Annotated in this window: 5 protein-coding genes; 4 read left to right on the top strand and 1 reads right to left on the bottom strand. The window is 70.8% G+C overall.

The genetic code is table 11. The features are described 5' to 3' along the window. The coding region (locus tag AOK22_RS31835; RefSeq protein ID WP_244165186.1) for an ROK family transcriptional regulator at positions 1-1,017 on the bottom strand (1,017 nt) is incomplete at its 3' end. Between the two features lie 206 nt (positions 1,018-1,223). Between AOK22_RS31835 and AOK22_RS31830 the strand changes: the two genes are divergently transcribed. From AOK22_RS31830 to AOK22_RS31815, 4 genes are all read left to right on the top strand, one after another. Next, positions 1,224-3,065 (top strand): peptide ABC transporter substrate-binding protein, encoded by a 1,842-nt coding sequence (locus AOK22_RS31830; protein WP_055702188.1) that lies wholly within the window; start codon positions 1,224-1,226, stop codon positions 3,063-3,065. Beyond that, entirely contained in the window at positions 3,062-4,021 is a 960-nt protein-coding gene (locus AOK22_RS31825; RefSeq protein ID WP_055702187.1) for an ABC transporter permease, read from the top strand. The genes AOK22_RS31830 and AOK22_RS31825 overlap by 4 nt, the downstream gene beginning before the upstream one ends. Further along, entirely contained in the window at positions 4,018-4,923 is a 906-nt protein-coding gene (locus tag AOK22_RS31820; protein WP_208606474.1) for an ABC transporter permease, read from the top strand. Before AOK22_RS31825 ends, AOK22_RS31820 begins: the two co-directional genes overlap by 4 nt. A gap of 15 nt (positions 4,924-4,938) precedes the next feature. After that, the coding region (locus tag AOK22_RS31815) for a dipeptide ABC transporter ATP-binding protein (RefSeq protein ID WP_055702186.1) at positions 4,939-6,858 on the top strand (1,920 nt) is incomplete at its 3' end.

Here is a 6,858-nt window from a genome sequence, read left to right as displayed (position 1 = left end):
CACGGCGGCGACCAGGGGCTCGGCGGTCGCGAGGACGCCGCCGAGGGCCACGGCCTGGGGGTTGAAGAAGTTGACGACGACGGACAGGACGGTGCCGATGTGCCGTCCCGCGGTACGCACCAGGGTGGTGGCCTGGGGGTCGCCGTCCGCGACGAGCCGCAGCAGGTCGGAGGTGTCGGCCACCTCGACGCCCTGGAGGGCCAGTTCGCGGATGAGGGCGGCGCCGCTGGCGACGGTCTCCAGGCAGCCGATGTTGCCGCAGCTGCACGGCCGGTCGCCGGCGGCCTCGACGCGGACATGGCTGATGTCGCCCGCGCTGCCGTTGGCCCCGTCGTGCGGGCGGCCCGCGGAGATCACGCCGCTGCCGATGCCGCGCCCGGCCTTGACGACGACGAGGTGTTCCAGGGCGGGGCGTGCGACGCGGTGTTCGCCGACGGCCATCATCGTGGCGTCGTTGTCGACGGTGACGGGGATGCCGAGGCGCTCGGCGAGGACGTCGCGCAGGGGGTAGCGGTGCCAGCCGGGCATGCGGGAGGGGCTGAGGACGCGGCCGGTGGCGGGCTGTACGGGGCCGGGGAAGGCGACGCCGAACGCGCGGACCGTGCGGCCCTCGGCGCGCTGGCGGTCGACGAGTTCCTCGACCTGGCCGCAGAGCCAGTCGACGGCGGACTCGGGGCCCGCGGTGATGTCGTGCGGCAGGTCGACGGCGTCGGAGACGGCGCCGCCGAGGTCGACCACGCCGAGCCGCGCGTGGTGGCTGCCGAGGTCGGCGGCCAGCGCGACACCGCCGTGCGCGGCCACCCGCAGCAGCCGCGGCCTGCGCCCGCCGCGCGAGGCGCCCTCGCCGGACTCGGTGAGCAGCCCGGCGTCGACGAGTTCCTGCACGCGCAGGGAGACCGTCGAGGGGGCGAGGCCCAGTTCGCGCACGAGGTCGGCCCGGGACGTGGCCGCGCCCGAGGAGACCAGGTGCACGATGTGCTGCGCCGAACCTGGTTCGCCGAGTGGTGTTCCGGCCATGCCGCCCCCATTTAGTTCGAAGCTTTCGTTCGAGAACGGGATGAACTCTAGGTCGGGTCGAAGCAAGTTGGCTACTCTCGCCGGATTTTCCACTTCTTGCCGAATGAAGCTATTGACTTGTTTTTCACCTCCGGCCTAGCGTTCGGGCGCCACCCCGTCGTTCTCCTGTTCGGGGCCGGCCCCGTCCCCCTTGGAGGCCCATCGCCATGCGCTCAATCAGGTCCGCGGCGGCAGCGCTGCTCGTCCTCGCGGCGGCCCTCACCGGCTGCACGCGGGAGGGCGGCCGCATCGACATGGGGCCCACCGGCGGCACCCCCGTCGAGGGCGGGACGGCCACCATGGCCCTGCCGCCGGCCGCGACGCCCAACTGGATCTTCCCCATCGGCGCGCCGGGCTACGGCGCCTCGTACAACTACGGGATCCAGTCGCTGCTGTTCCTGCCGGTGTACGACGCCGTGCAGGACAAGGAGAAGGGCGAGCTGACCACGCACGGGGCCGGCACGCTCGGCCTGGAGCCCAAGTACAGCGACGGCAACAGGACCGTGACCGTGCCGCTGCGCGAGGGCGTGCGGTGGTCCGACGGCAAGCCGGTCACCGCGCGCGACCTGGAGTTCTGGTTCCACCTGGTCAAGGCCAACAAGGCGGACTGGGGCAGCTACTCGGTCGGCACCATGCCGGACAACGTCGAACGGTTCGAGATCCTCGACGACCACACGGTGCGGCTGCGGCTGAGCCGCGCGTACAACCCGGACTGGTTCACCGCCAACCAGCTCACCCTGATGCGGGCGCTGCCCCAGCACGCCTGGGGCGCGAAGACCGACGGCGGGAGGATCGGCGACTGGGACCGGACCACCGAGGGCGCGAAGGCGGTCTTCGCGCGGCTCACCCGGCACGCGAAGAGCCTCGGCTCCTACGGCTCCGACCCGCTGTGGAAGACCGTCAACGGCCCGTGGAAGCTGGCGGGCTGGCGCGACAACGGCCAGGTCACGATCGTGCCGAACGAGAAGTTCACCGGCCCGAAGTCGGAGCGGCCGCACCTGGACAAGGTCGTCTTCAAGCCGTTCACGACGGCCGACTCCGAGTACAACGTGCTGCGTTCGGGCGGTGTCGACTACGGCTACATCCCGCCATCGGTGATGGCGCAGAAGGACAGGTTCGAGGACAAGGGCTACCGCGTCGATCCGTGGGAGGGCTGGGCGGCGACGTACATCGTCTACAACTTCAACTCCACGAACGCGGGCCCGCTGATGGACCAGCTCTACATCCGCCGGGCCATGCAGCACCTCGTCGACCAGAAGGCGATGAGCGACGTCGTCTGGCAGGGCAGCGCCACCCCGACGCTCGGCCCGGTGCCGGTCACCCCCAAGAGCCAGTACCTCTCCGAGGCGATGGAGAAGAACCGGTACCCCTTCTCCGTCGGCACGGCGCGCAGGCTGCTCACCAGCCACGGCTGGCGCGTCGAGGACGGGACGGCGCGCTGCGTTCGGCCGGGCACGGGCGCCGGCCAGTGCGGCAAGGGCATCGAGAAGGACGCACCGCTGGAGCTGACCCTGCTCTCGCAGTCCGGCTCGACGGAGACGACGAACATGATGCAGGAGCTCAAGTCGTCGCTGTCCAAGGCCGGCATCGACCTGACCGTGCGTCAGCAGCCGCTGAACTCGGTGCTCGGCAACTCCGTGCCCTGCGAGGCGAAGGACCCCGGCTGCGACTGGGACATGTCCTTCTTCGGCACGGCCGGCAGCTGGTACTACCCGCTCAACCCCAGCGGCGAGCAGCTCTTCTCGACCGGGGCCTCCGCCAACTTCGGCAACTACAGCGACAAGAAGGCCGACCGCATCATCCGGGCCGTGCAGTACTCCCCCGACATGAAGGCCGTGCACGCCTACGGCGAGTACCTCGCCGAGCAGCTGCCCGTGATGTGGATGCCCAACCCCGCGTACCAGGTGTCGGTGATCCGCAACGACCTGCGCGGCGTCTCGCAGAACCCGACCGTCACCTTCGCGCCCCAGCACTGGTACTACGTCAAGAAGAAGGGAGCCGCGAAGTGACCGGCTTCACCGGCTTTCTGGTCAAGCGTCTCCTCCAGGCGATCGTCGTCCTCTTCCTGGTGTCGGTCATCGTCTTCGTGCTCCTGCACCTGCTTCCGGGCGGCCCGGCGCGCGCCATCCTCGGCCCGAAGGGCACCCCGCAGCAGATCGAGCACTTCAACCACCAGCAGGGATACGACCGTTCGCTGCCGATGCAGTACGCGATGTATCTGAAGCGGCTGCTCACCGGCGACCTCGGCGAGTCCTTCAAGCTCAACTCGCCGGTGTTCGACCTGCTGAAGCAGCGGCTGCCCAAGACGCTCCTCCTGACGGTGCTCTCCACCGCGCTCGCCGTGGTCATCGCGGTCCCGCTGGGCCTGCTGCAGGCCGTGCGGCGCGGCAAGGCCGCCGACTACGCCCTGACGGGCCTCGCCTTCCTGATGTACGCGACGCCGGTCTTCTTCCTCGGCCTCATCATGATCATCCTGTTCGCGCAGGTCATGCCGATCTTCCCGGCGGAGGCGCCGCAGGGCGAGTCGATCGGTGAACTCCTCGGCGACTTCACCGGGTTGATCCTGCCGGTGGTCACCATGGCGTTCGGCATCGTCGCGATGTTCAGCCGCTACATGCGCTCGGCGGTCCTCGACAACCTCACCGAGGAGTACGTCCGCACGGCGATGGCCAAGGGCCAGTCGAGCCGCCGGATCATGGTCAGGCACGTCCTGCGCAACGCGCTGATCCCGCTGGCCACCCTGCTCGGCCTGTATCTGCCGACGCTGTTCAGCGGCGCCCTCGTCGTCGAGTCGATGTTCAACTACCCCGGCATGGGGCTGCTGTTCTGGAACGCGGCACAGGGCTCCGACTTCCCCGTACTGCTCGGGGTGACGCTCGTCGTCGGCGTCGCCACCGTCGTCGGCTCGCTGCTCACGGACGTCCTGTACGCCGTCCTCGACCCCCGGATACGGAGCGTGGCATGAGCACCACCGTCACCCCTGTCGTCGCGCCCGGCCAGGAGGAGGCGGCGCAGGCCACGCCCTCGCTGGCCCGCCGCACCCTGCGGGTCTTCACCGGCAACAAGCTCGCCCTGACGGGCGTGGTGGTCCTGCTGCTCCTGCTGGCGTTCAGCTACCTGGGCCCCCTGGTGTACGACACGGAGCAGGTCCACACCGACCTCTCCCAGGCGAACCTCCCGCCGGGCAGCCCCGGCCACCTCCTCGGCACCACCGACCTCGGCTACGACATGATCGGCCGCCTGATGGTCGCCGGGCGGACGTCCCTCGAGATCGGCCTGGCGGCGGGCCTGTTGGCCACGCTGTTCGGCACCGTGTACGGCGCGGTCGCCGGCTACTTCGGCGGCTGGGTCGACGCCGCGATGATGCGGATCACCGACGCGGCGCTCGCCATCCCGGCGATGTTCCTGCTCGTCGTGGTCGCCGCGATCATCACGCCCAGCAAGGGCGTCCTCGTCCTGATCATCGCGTCGGTGGCCTGGCTGTCCCCGGCCCGTCTGGTGCGCGGCGAGGCGCTGTCGCTGCGCAACCGCGAGTACGTACAGGCCATGCGGATGATGGGCGGCGGAGGCGCGCGGGCGGTGTTCAAGCACATCGTGCCGAACGCCGTCGGCACGGTCATCGTGAACGCGACCTTCCAGGTCGCCGACGCCATCCTCTACGTCAGCTATCTGGCCTTCCTCGGCCTCAGCATCCCGCCACCGTCGGCCGACTGGGGCTCGATGCTCTCGGCCGGCATCACCTACACGCAGAACGGCTACTGGTGGCTGATCTTCCCGCCGGGCATCGCGATCGTGCTGGTCGTCGCCGCGTTCAACTTCATCGGTGACGGGCTGCGGGACGCGTTCGACGTACGGCTGAGGAAGTAAGGGAGTACCGCGAAGATGACCGAGCCCCTGCTCACGATCGAAGACCTGCGCGTCGACATCGTCTCGCGCGAGCGCACCGTCCACGCCCTCGACGGCGTCTCCCTGTCGCTGGCCCCCGGCGAGGCCCTGGGCGTCGTCGGCGAGTCCGGCTGCGGCAAGACGATGACCGCGCTGAGCGTCCTCGGCCTGCTGCCGCCGGGCGGCGCGATCACCGGCGGACGCGTGCTGTTCGACGGCACGGACCTGGCGAGCGCCCCCGCGCCCGTCCTCCAGGACGTCCGCGGCAACACCATCGGCATGGTCTTCCAGGACCCGCTGACCTCGCTCAACCCGACGATGACGATCGGCGCGCAGGTGGCGGAGCCGCTGCTGCTGCACCGCCCCGGCATCGGACGCAAGGAGGCCTGGGCGCGCGCCGAGGAGATGCTGCGCCTGGTCCGCATGCCCCAGCCCGCCGAGCGCATGAAGGCCTATCCGCACCAGCTTTCGGGCGGCATGCGCCAGCGTGTGGCGATCGCCATGGCGCTGGTCTGCGAGCCGAAGCTGCTGATCGCGGACGAGCCGACGACGGCCCTCGACGTGACGACGCAGCACCAGATCCTGGAGCTCGTCGACGATCTGCGCGCCCGGCTCGGCATGGCGATGATCCTGGTCACGCACGACCTCGGCGTCATCGCCCACCGTGTGGACAAGGTCGCGGTGATGTACGCGGGGAAGGTCGCCGAGGAGTCGGACGTACGCGGCCTCTTCGCGCGCCCGCGCCACCGCTACACCGAGGCGCTGTTCGCCGCGCTGCCCGAGCGGGCCGCCGACAGAGGTACCGAGCTCCACACCATCCCCGGCCTGCCGCCGAACCTCGCCGTGCGCCCGACGGGCTGCCGTTTCGCACCGCGCTGCTCCTTCGCCACGGACGCGTGCCGTACCGAGGAGCCGCCGCTGGTGGACGACGCGGCGCGGGGAGCGGAGCACCGCTTCGCGTGCTTCCATCCGGTGCCGGAGGAGGCCGCGTCCGAGGACGAGGTGGTGGTCCCGGCGACCGCGCCCGCCGCCGCACCCCCCGGTGACGTGCTCCTCGAACTCGACTCGCTGGTCAAGGAGTTCCCCCTCAAGGGCGGCCCGTTCTCCCGGAGCCGGGGCACGGTCAGCGCGGTCGGCGGGGTGTCGCTCACGGTCCGCAGGGGCGAGACGTTCGGGATGGTCGGCGAGTCCGGCTGCGGCAAGACCACGCTCGGGCGGATCGTCGCGGGCCTGGAGGAGCCGACCGGCGGGGCGGTGCGCTTCGAGGGCGCCGACCCGTCGGCGATGTCCCGGGCCGAGCGGCGCGCCCACCGGCGGCGTGTCCAGCTGATGTTCCAGGACTCGACCGCCGCGATGGACCCGCGCATGCGGGTCGGCGAGATCCTGCGCGAGCCGCTGGTGATCCAGGGAGTGGGCGCCCGCGCCGAGCAGGAGAAGCTGGTCGCCGAACTCCTCGACGCCGTCGGCCTGCCGCGCGGCGCCGTACACCGCTATCCGCACGAGTTCTCCGGCGGCCAGCGCCAACGCCTGGGTCTGGCCAGGGCGTTGACGCTCTCCCCCGATCTGGTGGTGGCCGACGAGCCGGTGTCCGCGCTCGACGTGTCCGTGCAGGCGCAGATCCTGAACCTGATGCGGGAGCTGCAGCGCGAGCGCGGTCTGACCTATCTGTTCATCTCCCACGACCTGGCCGTCGTACGGCATCTCGCGGACACCGTCGGTGTGATGTACCTGGGCAAGCTCGTGGAGTCGGGCCCGGCCGAGCAGGTGTACGCGCATCCGCTGCACCCCTATACGCGCGGGCTCCTCGACACGGTCAACCTGCCCGACCCCGAGGCCGCCTCCGGCACGGAACGCACCCCGCTGGCGGGCGAGACCCCGTCGGCGGCGCGGCCCCCGTCGGGCTGCCGGTTCCGCACC

This window comes from Streptomyces silaceus, from assembly GCF_001419745.1.
Lineage (GTDB): Bacteria > Actinomycetota > Actinomycetes > Streptomycetales > Streptomycetaceae > Streptomyces > Streptomyces silaceus.
This window is presented reverse-complemented; position numbering and strand designations above follow the sequence as displayed.